At 40.5% G+C, this 17,017-nt stretch carries 15 protein-coding genes; 4 read left to right on the top strand and 11 right to left on the bottom strand.

The genetic code is table 11. From position 1 onward, the window contains the following. A partial coding sequence (locus tag HP439_RS06040; protein WP_172389448.1) for a hypothetical protein occupies positions 1–250 on the bottom strand: 250 nt, incomplete at its 3' end. Between the two features lie 72 nt (positions 251–322). After that, positions 323–889 (bottom strand): RNA polymerase sigma factor, encoded by a 567-nt coding sequence (locus HP439_RS06035; protein WP_172389447.1) that lies wholly within the window; start codon positions 887–889, stop codon positions 323–325. A gap of 236 nt (positions 890–1,125) precedes the next feature. On the opposite strand from HP439_RS06035, the gene HP439_RS06030 reads away from it, so the two are divergent. From HP439_RS06030 to HP439_RS06015, 4 genes are all read left to right on the top strand, one after another. Then, entirely contained in the window at positions 1,126–2,715 is a 1,590-nt protein-coding gene (locus HP439_RS06030; RefSeq protein WP_172389446.1) for a M20/M25/M40 family metallo-hydrolase, read from the top strand. 178 nt (positions 2,716–2,893) lie between these two features. Next, entirely contained in the window at positions 2,894–5,422 is a 2,529-nt protein-coding gene (locus HP439_RS06025) for a DUF5686 and carboxypeptidase-like regulatory domain-containing protein (protein WP_172389445.1), read from the top strand. Positions 5,423–5,424: 2 nt separating this feature from the next. Next, positions 5,425–6,201, top strand: a complete 777-nt coding sequence (locus HP439_RS06020) for an enoyl-CoA hydratase/isomerase family protein (RefSeq protein WP_172389444.1) — start codon at positions 5,425–5,427, stop codon at positions 6,199–6,201. A 34-nt stretch (positions 6,202–6,235) separates the two neighbouring features. After that, the gene (locus HP439_RS06015) at positions 6,236–7,279 is read left to right on the top strand and encodes an AI-2E family transporter (protein WP_172389443.1); all 1,044 of its coding nucleotides are present in this window, start codon (positions 6,236–6,238) and stop codon (positions 7,277–7,279) included. A gap of 8 nt (positions 7,280–7,287) precedes the next feature. On the opposite strand, the gene HP439_RS06010 is transcribed toward HP439_RS06015, so the two are convergent. The 9 genes from HP439_RS06010 to nuoF form a co-directional block, all read right to left on the bottom strand. Further along, positions 7,288–8,673 (bottom strand): NADH-quinone oxidoreductase subunit N, encoded by a 1,386-nt coding sequence (locus HP439_RS06010; protein WP_172389442.1) that lies wholly within the window; start codon positions 8,671–8,673, stop codon positions 7,288–7,290. An 18-nt stretch (positions 8,674–8,691) separates the two neighbouring features. Then, positions 8,692–10,137 carry a complex I subunit 4 family protein gene (locus tag HP439_RS06005; RefSeq protein ID WP_172389441.1) on the bottom strand — a complete coding sequence of 482 codons (1,446 nt, stop codon included), beginning with the start codon at positions 10,135–10,137 and terminating at the stop codon, positions 8,692–8,694. A gap of 71 nt (positions 10,138–10,208) precedes the next feature. Then, the gene (gene nuoL, locus HP439_RS06000; RefSeq protein WP_172389440.1) at positions 10,209–12,128 is read right to left on the bottom strand and encodes an NADH-quinone oxidoreductase subunit L; all 1,920 of its coding nucleotides are present in this window, start codon (positions 12,126–12,128) and stop codon (positions 10,209–10,211) included. Between the two features lie 28 nt (positions 12,129–12,156). Then, complete coding sequence (nuoK, locus tag HP439_RS05995; RefSeq protein WP_172389439.1) at positions 12,157–12,486, bottom strand: NADH-quinone oxidoreductase subunit NuoK; 330 nt, start codon at positions 12,484–12,486, stop codon at positions 12,157–12,159. After that, positions 12,486–12,983, bottom strand: a complete 498-nt coding sequence (locus HP439_RS05990; protein ID WP_172389438.1) for an NADH-quinone oxidoreductase subunit J family protein — start codon at positions 12,981–12,983, stop codon at positions 12,486–12,488. The genes nuoK and HP439_RS05990 overlap by 1 nt, the downstream gene beginning before the upstream one ends. A gap of 1 nt (position 12,984) precedes the next feature. Continuing rightward, on the bottom strand, positions 12,985–13,509 hold the full coding sequence (locus HP439_RS05985) for a NuoI/complex I 23 kDa subunit family protein (RefSeq protein ID WP_172389437.1): 525 nt from the start codon (positions 13,507–13,509) through the stop codon (positions 12,985–12,987). A 50-nt stretch (positions 13,510–13,559) separates the two neighbouring features. Continuing rightward, positions 13,560–14,600 (bottom strand): NADH-quinone oxidoreductase subunit NuoH, encoded by a 1,041-nt coding sequence (gene nuoH / locus HP439_RS05980; RefSeq protein ID WP_172389436.1) that lies wholly within the window; start codon positions 14,598–14,600, stop codon positions 13,560–13,562. A gap of 13 nt (positions 14,601–14,613) precedes the next feature. Then, a complete protein-coding gene (locus tag HP439_RS05975; protein WP_172389435.1) occupies positions 14,614–15,627 on the bottom strand; it encodes an NADH-quinone oxidoreductase subunit G in 1,014 nt (337 codons plus the stop codon). Positions 15,628–15,664: 37 nt separating this feature from the next. Further along, positions 15,665–17,017: an NADH-quinone oxidoreductase subunit NuoF gene (nuoF, locus tag HP439_RS05970; RefSeq protein WP_172389434.1), complete on the bottom strand. Its 1,353-nt coding sequence runs from the start codon at positions 17,015–17,017 to the stop codon at positions 15,665–15,667.

Raw genomic sequence — 17,017 nt, 5'->3', positions numbered from 1 at the left:
GTCTATACCATGGTAAAATAGTACGTACAGGCGGTCTAACTATATCGATCTTTTTCAAAATGCGGTCGAATACTACGTCCTCACCGACAAACTCATTATTTTCCTCAATAGATACATTTTTGTCTACCCAAGAATCAAACTCATGATGATCAACCTCTTGCAAACCTTGTTCAAGCTCCTGTTTTTCTAAAGGTGTTAAATTCCCTTTAAGGTGCTTTAAAAATAATTGATATGTTCTTTCTTTATTCAATTTGGTGTTACGTGTTTATATAGATAGTACACGCAATCCTTACATAAGGACTAGTTTTGAGCGAGAAAAATTTTAATAAAAAAGAAAAAGAAGCAAAAAGGAAATAAACCCCTGGTTTGAAAGCCGTTCTCTTAGAAACTTCATTGCCTGTACAATATGATTTTTTACGGTATTTTGTGAAATATCCATTTGTGTAGCAATCTCTTGATGGGTAAAACCCTCTTCTCGACTTAAAATCCAAGCTGTCCGCTGCTGCCGGGGAAGCATAGCAACGTATCGTTGAAGTTGGTCACGAAGCTCGTTGTGATAAACTCTGTGTTCCACATCGTTCACTACCTCTTCTCGAAAAAACTCGGTCGATTTCTTGGCGATCTGAAGATCGCGCAGAACATTTAAACATAGTCGCTTACACATGACATAAAGAAATGGCCAGACGTCTAGTTCCTCTCGAACTTCTTCACGGTTTAACCAAAGTTTCAAAAAACATTCTTGAACCATCTCTTCTGCAAGGCCGTCATCTTTTAACAATTGTCTTGATACCGAATAAATACCGGGCGAATAACGAGCGTAGATCTCCTTAAAAGCGGCTTTGTCACCTCTTTTAAAATTCGTAATTACATGTGTAGAAATTCGTTCCATTCTCCCCAAGCAGGTAATAATCTAGATTTGGATTAAAGGTATATACAATATCCCTTTAATCCAACATCGGCACGAAGATACGATACTAATATTAAGTTAAGATTAAATCCAGAATGCGACTTATGATGACACAAGTTGTCATTTTCTACCTTTTAACAATACAAGAGTATTTTATTCGGATTTCATAATCGAAAAATAATTGCGAGATTTAAGAAATTAACTAATCAACAACAAATATGGCGTTACGCAACAAAATATTCAGGTTCGGATTTACCCTATGCGTCGGTTCACTCATAACGAGCACACACCTCTATGCACAATACAATGTCCAAGCAGAGCAGAAGCTTGACCCAGTAGTAGAAAACATTGTAAAGGAAGCAACCAACAATTCGCAACTCGAACGGCTTGCTTTCGAGCTACTCGATGTGGTGGGGCCGCGACTAGTGGGCACCCCCCAAATGACCAAAGCGAATGAGTGGGCCGTGAAGACATTTCAGAGTTGGGGTATAGATGCTAAAAATGAAAAATTTGGGGAATGGCGTGGATGGGAACGCGGCATATCTCATATCGATATGGTTTACCCACATACCAAAACGCTGACTGGCACTCAATTAGCTTGGAGCCCTAGCACAGAAGGAAAAGCCATTGTAGGGGACGTCATTTTGCTCCCGGATTTTGCGGATGCAACCTCTTTTACAAAGTGGTTACCGCAAGCGAAGGGTAAATATGTAATGACCTCCGTCTATCAGCCCACAGGAAGACCTGACCACAATTGGGTAGAATACGGTACGCCTGAATCTTTTCAAAAAATAAAGAAACAACGTGATTCCATTCAACAAGCGTATAATGATAACTTAAAAAACATCGGCCTATCCCCAAATTCGATTCCCGGAAAATTGGAAGAAGCCGGAGCAATAGGCGTTATTTCCAGCTTTTGGTCAAGAGAATTTGGCGCGAACAAAATCTTTGGATCCCGTACAACGAAAGTCCCATCCATTGACCTCTCCCTGGAAGACTATGGTCAACTTTATCGGTTATCAAAAAACGGAATTATTCCCAAATTAAAGATTGAAACAAGCTCTAAAGAGCTAGGAGATGTCCCTTCGTTCAATACTATCGCACAAATCAAAGGAACTGAATTCCCTAACGAGTACGTAATCCTTTCGGCACATTTGGATTCGTGGGAAGGAGGTTCAGGGGCGACGGACAACGGAACAGGAACGTTAGCCATGATGGAAGTCGCACGGGTCCTAAAAACAGTATTTCCAAATCCAAAACGAACCATATTAATTGGGTTATGGGGTAGTGAGGAACAAGGATTAAATGGTTCACGCGCATTCGTACTAGATAATCCAGAAATTGTTGAGAAAACACAAGCAGTATTCAACTTAGACAACGGAACCGGAAGAGTAGCAAATATTAACGGCTCCGGGTTCGTGCATGCTTACGATTTTATGGGACGATGGTTGCAGGCCGTACCCAATAAGATCACCAAAGATATTCAAACGTCCTTCCCCGGCAGTCCGGGTGGTGGTGGTTCTGATCACGCCTCTTTTACGGCGGCGGGAGTACCCGCTTTTATGCTAAGCTCATTATCTTGGGGATACTTCAGTAACACATGGCACACAAATCTTGATACCTATGATAAGCTGGTTTTTGATGACTTAATTCAAAACGTCATTTTAACAGCAGTACTTACCTATAAGGCAGCACAAGAAGAAAAACTGGTAGACCGAGAACAACGCGTGATGCCAGTAGGTCCAGACGGTACGCCTTCAACCTGGCCGGCCATACGACAGCCACGGCGTAACGGAGCAGGATACTAAATGCTATGATAAGGGTAGCGGGTAAGTTTCAACGCTACCCCTTTTAAAAAATTAAACGACGCATCAAACAATTGAATTAAATCTTGATCGCTGTAATTTTAGGGATTAAATTTTTTTGTTCTACCACAATCGTTATATTTATGGAGAGCTTTATTTGATAGGGAGCTATAAACTGAAAATGAGGAGAATTAGGTTGATCAGACTGATGATATGCATATTTACGCTGATGGTTTATTTCCAACAGGTTATGGGTCAACAAAAATTCTCGGGACAGATTGTCGATGTAACAACGGGAGAAGGAATCCCTTTAGCAAGTGTTAAAATCGTGGGGACCAATCAAGGAACTTCCTGCGACTCTAGCGGTATATTTAGTTTTTCCGGCATCTTAAAATTCCCTTTTCAGCTTTCTGTTTCCGCCGTTGGGTACAAAGAAACACTTCGAAGTTACGATAGTCTCCCCATAAATCTGGAAATAACCTTGGAACACAGCGAGCAGCGGATTGAAGCCGTAGAGATATCGCGCAAAAAAAAATATCAAAACCGCAATCCCGCAGTAGAAATCATTGAACAGGTCATTAAACATAAAAAAATAAATAGGCTAGAAAACCAACCTAAGCTGCATTTTCAACAATACGACAAGCTCCAATTCGGACTTGTAAACCCTTCGGATAAATACCATAAAAGAATGGGAAACATGGCTTTTGTATTTAAGAACCTCGACACAACCTCCTCGCCTGGAAACCGTCTGTTAACGATTTTTATGCAAGAACAGCTGAGCGACGTATATGCACAAAACGAGCCCAAAGACTATAAAAAGGTGGTCAAATCCCAGAAACAAACGGAACTTGATAAGCGTTTTGTAAACAATCATAATATTCAATCCTATCTATCTTATCTTTTCCAAGACGTTGAAATTTACGATGAGAACATTTTTTTAATAAATAAACTTTTTGTCAGTCCTATTGCAAATAATGCACCAACGTTTTACAAGTATTATATTTCTGATACACTACAAACTGATCAGGGGACTTTCATTGAATTGTTATTCGAACCTCGCAACAAAAGAGATTTACTACTTAGCGGTAAGCTCCATATAACGATGGATTCTCGTTATGCGGTACGTCTGGCCGAATTACGGGCTAATAAAGAATCGAATCTAAACTGGGTGAATGAGATAAAAATAAATCTTCAGTTTCGACCAAACAAAGAGCGTTATATGTATCTTTCGGAGAGCGACGTCGATATAATCTTTGGGGTTCGCGGCAATGATGCGGTTTTCGGCAGAAAATCAACAATCAATTATGATCACAATTTCGCTCCATCATTTCCAAATACTGTTTTCAAAGGAGCTCCAACGCAAGTTTTACCCCAGGCGAAGGAAAACCAGATACTATTATCTGAACAACGGCCAGTACAACTTACTCCAGTAGAACAGAATGTTTACACTAACATCGACTCATTAAACGATAACCGAACATTTAAGACCCTACTCGCTATAGGCTATGTTCTAGGTCAGGGATTCTATCCTTTTGGTCCTGTCGAAGTTGGCCCTTTAGAGTACCTTTATTCTCGCAACAACATTGAAGGTAATCGGATACGCCTAGGGGGTCGAACCACATCCGCTTTCTCCGAAAAACTATTCCTCGAAGGTTACCTTGCCTACGGACTGAAAGATCGGGAAATAAAATACTTCCTGCGGCCAACATTGTCTTTAAACGGAGAATCCGTTGTTAATTTTCCTGCACACTATATTCAAGTTGCAATACAACATGACATCTTCGATCCGGGACGTAACCTTGGTTTCAAAAAGGGTGATAGTTTCTTTCAATCAATACGAAGTACTAGACCTACTAAATGGATGGATACATATGCCTATCAACTTAAACATCTTTTTGAATTTGGCAATCACCTGAGCCTACAAAGTTCCTTTCTCCATCATAAACGAAGAGCAATTGGTGATCTCGCATTTATCTCCTCGGCGGACCCTAATATCTCTATCCCGGAAATCAACACCAACGAACTAGAATTCATTTTAAGATGGGCGCCCAATGAAAAGTTCTATTACCGGAACCTCGTACGTAGCACGGTCGTTGAACATTACCCTGTATTTAACTTACAGTATAATCGAGGACTTAAAGGATTCTGGAATGGAGCCTACCAATTCGATGCGCTACGAGCCTCCGTATCTAAGCGATTCTTTTTAAAACAATTTGGTTTCGCCGACGCCACACTCGCTGGCGGAAAAATATGGGGAACTTTGCCTTATCCATTACTTGAACTTCCCGACGTATATCGTGAAGAGGATCGTCACGTGATCGATTTCTCGATGATGCAAAGTATGGAATTTGTTGCGGACGAATACGTCCGGTTTTCCTTTCAGCACCAACTCGAGGGATTTATTTTTAACAAGATACCGCTCGTGAAGAAGTTAAACCTTCGGGAAATATGGGGTGTAAAAATGTTCTATGGCGATCTTTCAGACAATAATAATCCTTATCTGAGCGACAATGTTATTCGATTTGACAGAAATAATGAAGGACAAACTATGACATATATCATGGACAAATCACCTTACTGGGAAGGAAGCGTAGGGATAGATAATATTTTTCGAATCCTACGGGTTGAATATGTCCGTCGGCTCAACTATTTGGAGCTACCAAATGTTGACAAAGACTCCTATCGCGTTAGTATACATCTAAATTTTTAGTTATGAATCCACTGCAAAACTTTATTTTAAAAAAAGAAAGAAAGACAGCTTACCTAACCGTAAATAGGCCGGAAAAACTCAATGCCCTTAACAGCGAAACCATACAAGAGCTCGGTCAAATCCTTCAAGAATTAAAAACGGACACACAAATTCGTGGAATAATCATTACTGGGGCCGGTCAGAAAGCGTTTGTCGCTGGAGCAGACATCGCTGAATTTGCAAATCTTAGCCTTCAAGAGGCACAAAATCTTGCGCAAACAGGTCATCATAAAGTTATGGACGTTATTTACAACTTTCCCAAACCGATCATTGCTGCAATAAATGGCTTTGCCCTTGGCGGAGGCCTAGAATTGGCACTGGCCTGCCACATACGTATTGCAAGTGAAAATGCTAAAATGGGACTCCCGGAGGTGTCATTGGGACTTATCCCCGGCTATGGCGGCACCCAACGCCTTCCAGATCTCGTAGGCCGGGCGAAAGCATTGGAAATGATTATGACAGGAGAGATGATCGATGCTAATTCAGCGCTAGAGTGGCGATTGGTGAACTATGTTGTACAACCGGAATTCCTGATTCCTAAATCTGAAGAGCTCCTAGAAAAAATGTACACCCGATCCAAACACGCTATTGAAAGTGCTATTACCGTAGTAAACAGTGGATTAAAATATCCAGAAAAGGGATATAAAACTGAAATAGAAGCATTCGCTAAGGCATTCCTTACCGAGGATTTTAAAGAAGGCGTTGCAGCATTTTTGGAGAAGCGAAAACCAAACTTCTAGAAGTTTGTTTCCTAAATAAGTTATTAACCGCATCATGAACAATTCTGTTTTTTCGCAACGAGAACGAAATATCATTATACTTCTAATCGTCATCGTATTGGGGGCTATATTGCTATATGCCATGCGCGGATTATATGGCGCGTTATTAGGAACCTCGGTCATGTATACTCTATTTCGCCCTCTAAACAGGTTTTTAATTGAACGTTGGTTATGGCCGAAACCCCTTAGTGCTATTATTATTATCGTACTTTCTTTATTCATCATCATACTTCCATTTCTGGGAATCGGGAGTATGCTGGTCCGTAAAGCGATCGAACTCCAACAAGATCCGACCTGGATCAATAAAATAATCGAAACTATCAATAGCTTCGCTGGGGATAAGCTCGGTAAACCAGATCTTTTGAAAGAACAGCTAGAAACTAGTGCCGCGTATTTCGGTGGTATGCTTACAACAGTCGTCGGTGGCGCCGCTAATGTGTTCTTAGGAATCTCTGTGATGTACTTTGTTCTCTTCTTTGCATTCACTAATTACAAAGCTTTTGAGAAAAGCCTAACCCATTACATGCCTTTTGATGAAGAGCAAGTAATAAGCTTCGGTACAGAGCTCAAAAACGTCACTTACTCAAATATCATCGGACAGACATTCATAGCCATTATTCAGGGCGCATGTTTATCCCTTGGATTCTTTATTTTTGGTGTAAGCGACCCTCTGTTTTGGGGTGTCATCTGCGCTATACTTTCGTTTATACCATTGCTTGGACCACCGCTTATCTTCGTTCCTGCGGTATTAATATTATTATCTCAAGGGCAAACGTGGCAGGGGATTGGGTTACTGCTCTGGGGTTTCGGATTAGTAATTAACATAGACAATCTCCTTCGGCTTATCATTGCCAAAAAGATTGGTGACATTCATCCGTTAATTACTGTGGTCGGCGTCATTATAGGGCTCCCATTATTTGGAATTATGGGACTCGTATTCGGCCCATTACTATTGGTATACTTCTTAATGGCAGTGAAAATATATAAAGCAAACAAACGGCTGTCCTTAAAAAAAGAACAACTCGAGGATAAGCTATAAACTAACCACTACAAGAACGATAAAATAAAATCTGGATAAATTCCAAGAACGATAGTTAAGAGTGCCGCAATCGTCAATACTACCCTGTAATTAACAGATATGTCTAATCCTTTACCAAATTCTTCTGCAGGATCTTTAAAATACATGTTTACCACCACATGCAAATAATAGTAAACACCTACCGCTGCATTTATCGCCGCGAAGACTAACAATGTCACATTAATCGCGCTCATTGCCTGATTGAACATCATGAACTTACCTATAAAACCCGCCGTCAATGGTATTCCAGCTAATGATAGCATTGCTACTGTTAAAACAATTGCTAACCAAGGGTCGTGTTTAGCCAATCCGTTGAATGACTCAAAATGGTCAGATCCTGTCCGGCGTTTCACTAATATAAGAGCACCAAAAGCTATTACTGATGCCAAACCGTATGCAGTAGCATAAACCAAGATACTTGATCCAGAGTTGATGGTCACAGCTACGATGGCAAAAAGCATATACCCCGCATGCGAAATACTAGAATAGGCCATCATTCGTTTAAAACTAGACTGCATTAACGCAGTAATATTACCTGTAAATAAAGTTATAATCACGATAGTTAACAATACTGGAGTCCAAAAAGTATCTAGAGGAACTAGCACCGTACTAAATAAACGAAGAAAACCAACAAAACAGGCGATTTTTACTACCGTACTCATAAAACTGGTTATCAGGATCGGCGCTCCGTCGTATACATCCGGTGTCCAAAAGTGGAATGGAGCAGCACCAATCTTGAAACATAAACCGCAAAGCATCAACAGAATACCTCCATAAAACAGCGGAGAAACTGTTGTCACACCGTTCACGTAGTTTCGTAAACCAGCCAAATCAAAAGTCCCAGAAGCTCCATACATCAATGTGATACCGAAAAGTAAAAAACCGGTCGAAAATGCGCCCATTAAAAAATATTTCAGCGACGCCTCATTCGAAGCTATATCCGTTTTGCGTATACCAACGAGAATGTATAGCGCGACCGACATAATTTCAATCCCGATAAACAACATTGCAAAATTATGGTAGCAATTAACGAGTAAAGCTCCAACCAAAGAAAACAGTATCAATGTATAGTATTCCGCAATATTCTCGCTTATCGACCGAAAATACTCTTTGGATAACAATAAGATCAACCCTGTGATAACAAGACACAAAATGGAAAAGGTTATTGCCAAATGATCAAACACGACCATCCCACTAAAAATTGGATTTGCAGCCTCATTCCAAAGAGCTAAATAGAAGCCTATTGCCACAACTAATCCAACAAGCGTTACCGGCAACAGTGCTTTTTTTGCATTGTAAAGTCCCAAATACAATAAGATAATGCCCAAAATAGATAACGTAATTATCGCCCCCATAATAATTTATAATCGTGTTTAAAATTTAATTTGATTCAATAAATTCACCACAGATGCCTCTGAAAGTTCCAGAATTGCTCTCGGCCACACACCTAAAAAGAGGACAAAAAAACCGATGACAAGCAGTACTATAAGCTCGTATCCATGAATATCTTTAAATGACGTGTGTTTCTCTGGTAATGGCCCTAGCATTGCCTTTTGATAAAACCGCAACATATAAACTGCCCCCAAAATAAGTGTCAATGCCCCGAAAACAGAGAACCAAACACCATAATCAAACATTCCTTTTAATAAAAGAAACTCGCCGATGAAACCGTTTGTTAACGGCAATCCCACCGCCCCCATTACGAGGAGCAAAAATAGCCAAGCGAGGCGAGGAGCCTTCATTGCCAAACCTCCCCAGTTCGTTAACAACCTTGTTCCTGTACGATCATGAATTACGTCTATTACGAAGAAAATTCCAACAACGCTAAGACCATGATTCACCATTTGCAAAATACTGCCTTGCAAGCCTTCCAGATTCCAAGAAAATACGCCACCAGTAATCAAACCAACGTGAGCAATAGAAGAGTATGCTATTAAACGCTTTGCGTCGTCCTGCTTAAACGCAATTATCGAGGCATAAACGACCCCAATTACACAAAGCGCCATAATAATTTGGCCATAGGCAACCACACCAAACGGTGCAATTGGCATTAGCCAACGGATTAATCCGTACACCCCCATCTTCAACATGATGCCCGCCAAAAGCATTGTTCCTCCCGCAGGAGCATGCGTGTAGGTATTCGGTTGCCATGTATGAAATGGGAACACCGGAATTTTAATCGCGAATGCAATAAAAAAGGCCCAAAATAACCATCGTTGAGTCGTTTCAGACAATTCAAGGGATGTAAGAGCCGTCCATTCCAAGCTATTTATCGCACTTTGGTTATATAAGAATACCAATGCTACAAGCATCAATAAACTCCCGAAAAAAGTATAGACAAAAAATTTAAGATTGACATTGATACGGTCACCGTCTCCCCACAGCGCACAGATAAAATATATCGGGATAAGAGCAGCTTCCCAACCGACATAAAACGAAAATGCATCCAGCGCCACAAAAACAAGCAGTAAGCCAAATTGCATAAAGGAAACTAGCGCAAAGAAACTACCTTTATAATTTTTCCCAAAACATGAGAGGACAATCAATGGTATCAGACCGTTAGTTAACAATACCAAAGGAAGACTAATGCCATCGAGTCCAATATGGAAGTCTAATCCCAAAGACATAATCCATGTGAAACGTTGTTCAAATTGGATACTCGCGTCGGGAATAAAATGACATAGAAACGGAATGGTTAACCCGAGCTCCAAAAGTGCTATTGACAATGCTAACCATTTTGCTGTCTTTGTTTCCTTTATAAACGATAGGAAGACCGCACCGATAACAGGTATTAGCAGTAATATAAATAGATTGTCCATTAGAAGGTTAAAGTTTTAAAAATCCCTGCCTGTAAAAATGTAATAACTATATTCCCCATGTTTCGCTCCAATTAAATACTAAAAATTCCGTAAATCAATATTACAATTACGCTAATTACCATCATCATCAAATAAAAACCAAGCTGACCGGTTTGCAGTTGACGAAGCCCTTTCCCAGTTGTAAAAAAAAACTGCCCTAAGCCATTTATAAAACCATCTATAGCAAGTCTATCAATATATTTGTACAGGACTAACGAGAGCCATTTCAAGGGTCTTCCAATAACCGCTTGGTAGAATTCGTCGAAATAAAGTTTATTATACGAAAGTTGGTATAATCCGCCGATCTGTTTCCCGTCTTCTAACGGAACTCCCTGTTTGATCACATATTTATTATATGCATATAAAGCCATTACGATCGCACTGAGGGAAGATGTTGCCATCAATATATATTCTGTACTATGACTAAGGGATAACGGTGCCGTATGCACATTCGAAGCATCTAAAATTGGGCTTAAGAAAGATGCTAACCAATGGTTACCTCCAAGCGCACCCGGCACATTAATAAACCCTCCTACAAGCGATAAAAATGCGAGTAAGATAAGGGGAAGCGTCATTTGCCACGGAGATTCATGTAAATGTCCCTTCTGAGCTTCAGTACCTCTAAACGTTCCGAAGAAGGTTAAGTAAAGCAACCGAAACATATAAAAAGCTGTAAAAAGTGCTGTTAGCAACCCTATTCCCCAAACAAATGGACTATAAGCAAAAGCGTGAGCCAATATTTCATCTTTAGAGAAGAATCCAGCTAGTGGGGGAATCCCACTGATCGCAATAGTACCAATTAACATCGTTGCGAATGTAACGGGCAAAGCTTTACGTAGCCCACCCATCTTACGCATGTCCTGCTCGTCATGCATTGCATGAATGACTGAACCTGCCCCCAAAAACAACAGTGCCTTAAAAAATGCATGAGTCAATACGTGGAAAAAAGCCCCGGTGAACGCACCTACCCCGAGGCCTAAAAACATGTACCCTAGTTGGGACACAGTAGAATATGCCAATACCTTTTTAATATCATTCTGCGTAAGCGCAATAAATGCAGCTATCAATGCCGTTACCAATCCAATAATCGCCATAATGTCCATCGTCGTTGGAGAAAGCACAAACAGGATGTTTGAACGAACCACCATATAGATCCCTGCAGTAACCATTGTGGCGGCGTGAATTAATGCCGAAACCGGTGTAGGTCCCGCCATTGCGTCAGGCAACCACGTAAACAACGGAATCTGAGCAGATTTCCCAGTCGCGGCAACAAATAACAGTAATGTAATAACTAATACCGAGAAGGTGCCTACAGGAAAACTAACTGCTTGTTCAAATACAATACTGTATTCTAAGCTTCCGAACGTTTCTAATATAAAGTATAACGCGATCAAGAAGCCGAGATCGCCTATTCGATTCATCACAAATGCTTTTTTCGCCGCTTTAACATACGAATTGTTTTTAAACCAAAACCCAATAAGCAGATAGGAACATAAACCGACTCCTTCCCATCCAATAAACATAACCAAGTAATTGGAACCAAGTACCAAAATGGTCATAAAGAATATAAAAAGATTCAAGTAAGCGAAAAACTTACCAAAACCCTCGTCGTGCGCCATATAGCTAGACGAATATAGATGTATTAGAAAACCGACTCCAGTAATGACTAACAGCATTAACGCGCTTAAAGGGTCAATCAAGAAAGAAAGTGCTACATGAAGTTTCCCTACGGAAAACCAGTCGAACAGATGAACTAGGATCGATGCATTTTCTCCTCTCGAATTCAAAGCTGCTATTTCAAGGTATACGGCTATACTCAAAACGAAGGAGATTAATACAACACCGCTTCCCACAATCGAATGAACAGGTTTAGGGATATGTCCGCGGGTTAAACCATTAAAAATAAAACCTAAAAAAGGTATCAAAGGTATCAGCCAAATTAATTCCGACATACTATTTTCTTTCTATATAACTAATAAATTACCAACGCAGTTTGCTGAGTGGTTCCACATCAACTGATTTCGTATTTCGATACACCATGATTATAATAGCAAGTCCGACGGCGACCTCCGCTGCAGCTAAAGCCATTACGAAGAAGACAAATACCTGTCCACTCGCGTCGCCCCGGTAAGCGGAAAAAGCGGCCAGAAGCAGGTTTACAGAGTTTAACATCAATTCTATCGACATCATAATGATAATTACATTACGTCGTATAAGCACACCCGTAACTCCGATAGCGAAGATGATACTACAAAATATGATGTAGTGGTCGAGTGGAATTCCCTGAATTTGTGTTACAATACCTTCCATTACGCTTTTCTAATCTCTTTTTTTGCTAATAATACTGCCCCTACCATCGCCGTCAATAACAATATCGACGAGATCTCAAAAGGAAGTAAGAATTCTTTAAATAATACCTTCCCCAGATTCTTTACTAGACCGACCTCAGCATCCCCTTGAACAATAAGATTCGAAGGTTCAATTACCCGAAAGGCGCCTAAAAGAGTTGCTATCAAACACATGCCTGCAATCGCACCCATTATCTTTACCAAATTTGATTTCATCGGTTCAGTTTCTGCATTGAGATTTAGTAACATCAGGACAAACAGGAACAACACCATAATAGCCCCCATATATACTATAAAATTAACAACAGCGAGGAACTGAGCATTTAACAGAATGTAATGAATAGACAACGTAAAAAATGTGATTACCAGATAAAGAACGCTATGTACAGGATTCTTTGTGAAAATCGTCATCAATGCGAAGAAAATTGCTAGAAATGCAACTAGATAAAATACAGACATGCTAATTTGATTTTTCTTGAGTCAACATCGTTATATCAAACTTGGGCTCCACCAATTTGTCTTTCCCGTATATAAAATCTTTACGTAGATAGTCTGCGGTAACATGTGGACCGTCTAGATAAATAGCTTCTTTAGGACACGCTTCCTCACATAACCCACAAAAAATACATCGTAGCATATTAATCTCATACACGGAGGCATATTTTTCTTCACGATAAAGATGGGTTTCTTCATTTGTACGTTCGGCAGCAGTCATTGTTATCGCTTCGGCGGGACATGACAGCGCACACAACCCACAAGCGGTACAACGTTCACGACCTTGCTCATCTCTCTTTAAAGAATGTTGACCACGAAAGTTCTTAGAATATGGTCTTTGCTCTTCCGGATACTTTATTGTAGGTATCTTTCTAAAAAAGTGACGTATCGTTATACCCAAACCTTTGAAGATTGCAGGCAGATATATCCGCTCCCAAAAATTCATTGGTTTCTGCTCAATTACTTTCTTTCTATTTGATAATGATTGCATAGTTAAATCTTTTATCCTATTCTTTATCTATTAATCCGATCCATATACCGCTAGCCGAAATAGGAATCTTTCACAACAGTAATCACCCCGGTTAACACGATATTTGCTATCGCCAAAGGAATTAATATTTTCCACCCCAAGTTCATTAGTTGATCATATCTAAATCTTGGTAAAGTCCAACGAATCCACATAAAGAAGAAGATGAATCCAAAAATCTTAAAGAAAAAGACTAATACACCAATAATGGTAATCCAGTTGTCCGAGAGGCCCAGCTCGTGCATGAATGGAAAATTATATCCTCCAAAATATAATGCCGCCATCAACGCGGAAGAAACAAACATGTTAATGTACTCAGAGAACATGTATAACCCCAATTTCATTGAGGAATATTCTGTATGGTAGCCACCAACAAGCTCTGTTTCACATTCCGGCAAATCGAAAGGCACCCGGTTACATTCTGCAAATGCGCAAGTGATAAATATCAAAAAACCTAAAGGTTGCACCCAAATGTTCCAATTGACAAAACCAGACTGCTGTGCAACAATTTCACTCATCGAAAGCGTACCGGACACCATTAATAGCGCAATAATAGAAAGTCCCATAGCAATCTCATAGCTGATACTTTGGGATGCTGCACGAATAGCGCCCATCAATGAGAACTTATTGTTCGAAGCCCATCCACCTATCATAATGCCATAAACACCCAATGCAACTACACCGAAAATATATAAAATACCGACATTTATATCAGCGACTTGAAGGCTAACCTCGCGGTTGCCAATTGTTAAACTACCTCCCCAAGGTATTACGGCAGAGCTGATACATGCAGTTATGATAGCCAGCATTGGCCCGATTATAAACAGAGTTTTATGAGCTCCTGCTGGTATAATTTCTTCTTTAAAAAAGAATTTTCCACCATCACAAAGTGGTTGCAAAATCCCACCAAAACCTGCTCGATCGGGACCATACCTATCTTGCATAAAACCTGCGATCTTGCGTTCTGCCAACGTTGAATACATAGCAATAACAAGTGAAATCGTAAATACGATAACCACTAATATCAATTTCTCTAAAATAAAAGCTGTTTCCATGTTATAATCGTGGTTATTTTAATCGTTCAGTTCTCGCCAATTGTTCTTCATTAGCAGCTTGTAGCTCTGCACTTTTCTTAATAACCGGTGGAGGAGAAAAAGTCGTATAATGATTAGCTGTTATAACGGATTCCTTGTCTATACTCGTCGGTGTCTCTAACACCCAATCAACGGTCTTTTTCGTATCGAAACGACAAGTATTACAGATAAATTCATCGACTTCGTTGTACTCATCTTTCCGACCGGTCACCCGAAGCACTTCTTCTCCTTTATACCATAAGGTGACTTTACCTGAACAGGTTGGACAGTCGCGATGTGCGTCGACCGGCTTGGTAAACCATACCCTATTTTTGAAGCGGAACGTTTTATCTGTCAGTGCACCAACAGGGCAAACATCAATCACGTTACCAATGAAGTCATTGTCTAACGCATTTTCAATAAACGTAGATATTTCCGAATGGTCACCACGACTCAACACACCATGTTCACGTTGCGTAGTCAATTGATCTGCGACGTATACGCAGCGGTAACACAAAATACAGCGGTTCATATGAAGCTGAATCTTATCTCCGATATCTATTCGCTCAAAAGTGCGCCGTTCAAATTCATAGCGTGTTTGCTCAGCACCGTGATCATAGCTCAAATCCTGTAATTTACATTCACCCGCTTGATCACAAACAGGACAGTCTAAAGGATGATTAATCAATAACATTTCCACCACGCCCTTGCGCGCTTCTAGCACTTCATCAGAGGTGATATTTGCCACTTCCATTCCGTCCATCACGGTAGTTCGGCAAGAAGCGACCAATTTTGGCATCGGACGAGGATCCTTCTCCGACCCTTTAGACACTTTTACCAGGCACGTACGACACTTACCTCCGCTGCCCTCCAACTTAGAGTAATAACACATCGCAGGAGGTACAATATCGCCTCCAATCAAACGCGCTGCATTTAATATCGTTGTTCCCGGTGCTACCTCAACCGGTATGCCGTCTATCGTTACTTTAAATTTTCCTTCTTCAGCCATTTTACTATGTAAAAAATTAAAAAAAAGCTCTTTAGTTCTAGGAAACAGGTAATAACGGGTCGGCATAATGTGCCAAACCAAAATTTCTGTTTTGCGATTCCTCAGGGTTCAAAATATGCCATTCGAACTCATCTCTAAAATGACGAATAGCGCTCGCCACTGGCCACGCTGAAGCATCCCCGAGTGGACAGATCGTATTTCCATCTATATTCTTCTGTATATCCCAAAGTAACTCGATATCCGCAATACTCGCTCCCCCGTATTCTATCCTATGAAGAACCTTCTCCATCCATCCTGTTCCTTCACGGCAAGGCGAGCATTGCCCGCAACTTTCATGATGATAAAAACGCGTAAAATTTAACGTATTGCGCACGATACATTGATCTTCGTCGAAAGCAATGAATCCTCCCGAACCCATCGCAGAACCCGTTACGAATCCTCCATCGGCCAGCGATTCATAAGTCATCAGTCGAGATTCGCCTTTAGCGGTTTTTAAAGCCAGGTTCGTTGGTAATATAGGCACGGAAGACCCTCCTGCAACGATTGCTTTTAAGCGCTTTCCCCTTGCAATACCGCCACAATATTCTTCTGAATACACAAATTCTTCAACAGAAAGACCTAATTCAATTTCATATACCCCGGGACGGACGAGATTTCCTGAAGCGGAAATTAACTTTGTACCTGTACTACGGTCAATCCCGATTTTAGCATATTCGTCGCCTCCTTCGTTTATAATTGGAACAACCGCTGCGATCGATTCAACATTGTTTACAACGGTAGGGCAACCATAAAGCCCCGATACAGCAGGAAAAGGAGGTTTAATACGTGGATTCCCCCGTTTACCCTCTAAAGATTCCAACAATGCAGTCTCTTCCCCACATATATATGCGCCACCGCCTGGTTGCACGTGTATTTCCAAATCGTATCCTGATCCTAATATATTCTTCCCCAAAAAACCTGATGCTTTCGCTTCTGCAATAGCTTTTTCCAGAATTCGAATTTGAGGCATCATCTCTCCGCGAACATATATAAAAGAAACATTCGCACCCAGAGCGTAGCTGGAAACAATCATTCCTTCAACAAGCGCATGCGGAATTTTTGTCATCAAAAACCTGTCTTTGAATGTTCCTGGTTCTGACTCATCAGCGTTACAAACTAAATAACGAGGTACACCTTCTGGTTTAGCAAGAAATCCCCATTTCATACCTGTCGGAAATCCAGCACCGCCACGTCCTCGTAATCCAGATTTCTTAACTTCCTCAACGACATCATCAGGCGACATTGTCTTCAATGCTTTTTCCACGGAACGATATCCACCATTTTTACGATATACTTCCAATGACTCTATACCTGGTATATCGATATGTGTTAATAATAACTTACGTGCCAT

This window comes from Sphingobacterium shayense, from assembly GCF_013179575.1.
GTDB lineage: Bacteria > Bacteroidota > Bacteroidia > Sphingobacteriales > Sphingobacteriaceae > Sphingobacterium > Sphingobacterium shayense.
Note: the sequence above shows the minus strand (reverse complement) of the source record. Positions and strands in the feature narration are given on the sequence as shown.

Bases quoted from the DNA above. Each gene is read 5' to 3' on its own strand.
- HP439_RS06035 (WP_172389447.1), bottom strand. From the start codon at position 889: ATGGAACGAATTTCTACACATGTAATTACGAATTTTAAAAGAGGTGAC.
- HP439_RS06030 (WP_172389446.1), top strand. From the start codon at position 1,126: ATGGCGTTACGCAACAAAATATTCAGGTTCGGATTTACCCTATGCGTC.
- HP439_RS06025 (WP_172389445.1), top strand. From the start codon at position 2,894: ATGAGGAGAATTAGGTTGATCAGACTGATGATATGCATATTTACGCTG.
- HP439_RS06020 (WP_172389444.1), top strand. From the start codon at position 5,425: ATGAATCCACTGCAAAACTTTATTTTAAAAAAAGAAAGAAAGACAGCT.
- HP439_RS06015 (WP_172389443.1), top strand. From the start codon at position 6,236: ATGAACAATTCTGTTTTTTCGCAACGAGAACGAAATATCATTATACTT.
- HP439_RS06010 (WP_172389442.1), bottom strand. From the start codon at position 8,673: ATGGGGGCGATAATTACGTTATCTATTTTGGGCATTATCTTATTGTAT.
- HP439_RS06005 (WP_172389441.1), bottom strand. From the start codon at position 10,137: ATGGACAATCTATTTATATTACTGCTAATACCTGTTATCGGTGCGGTC.
- nuoL (WP_172389440.1), bottom strand. From the start codon at position 12,128: ATGTCGGAATTAATTTGGCTGATACCTTTGATACCTTTTTTAGGTTTT.
- nuoK (WP_172389439.1), bottom strand. From the start codon at position 12,486: ATGGAAGGTATTGTAACACAAATTCAGGGAATTCCACTCGACCACTAC.
- HP439_RS05990 (WP_172389438.1), bottom strand. From the start codon at position 12,983: ATGTCTGTATTTTATCTAGTTGCATTTCTAGCAATTTTCTTCGCATTG.
- HP439_RS05985 (WP_172389437.1), bottom strand. From the start codon at position 13,509: ATGCAATCATTATCAAATAGAAAGAAAGTAATTGAGCAGAAACCAATG.
- nuoH (WP_172389436.1), bottom strand. From the start codon at position 14,600: ATGGAAACAGCTTTTATTTTAGAGAAATTGATATTAGTGGTTATCGTA.
- HP439_RS05975 (WP_172389435.1), bottom strand. From the start codon at position 15,627: ATGGCTGAAGAAGGAAAATTTAAAGTAACGATAGACGGCATACCGGTT.
- nuoF (WP_172389434.1), bottom strand. From the start codon at position 17,017: ATGGCACGTAAGTTATTATTAACACATATCGATATACCAGGTATAGAG.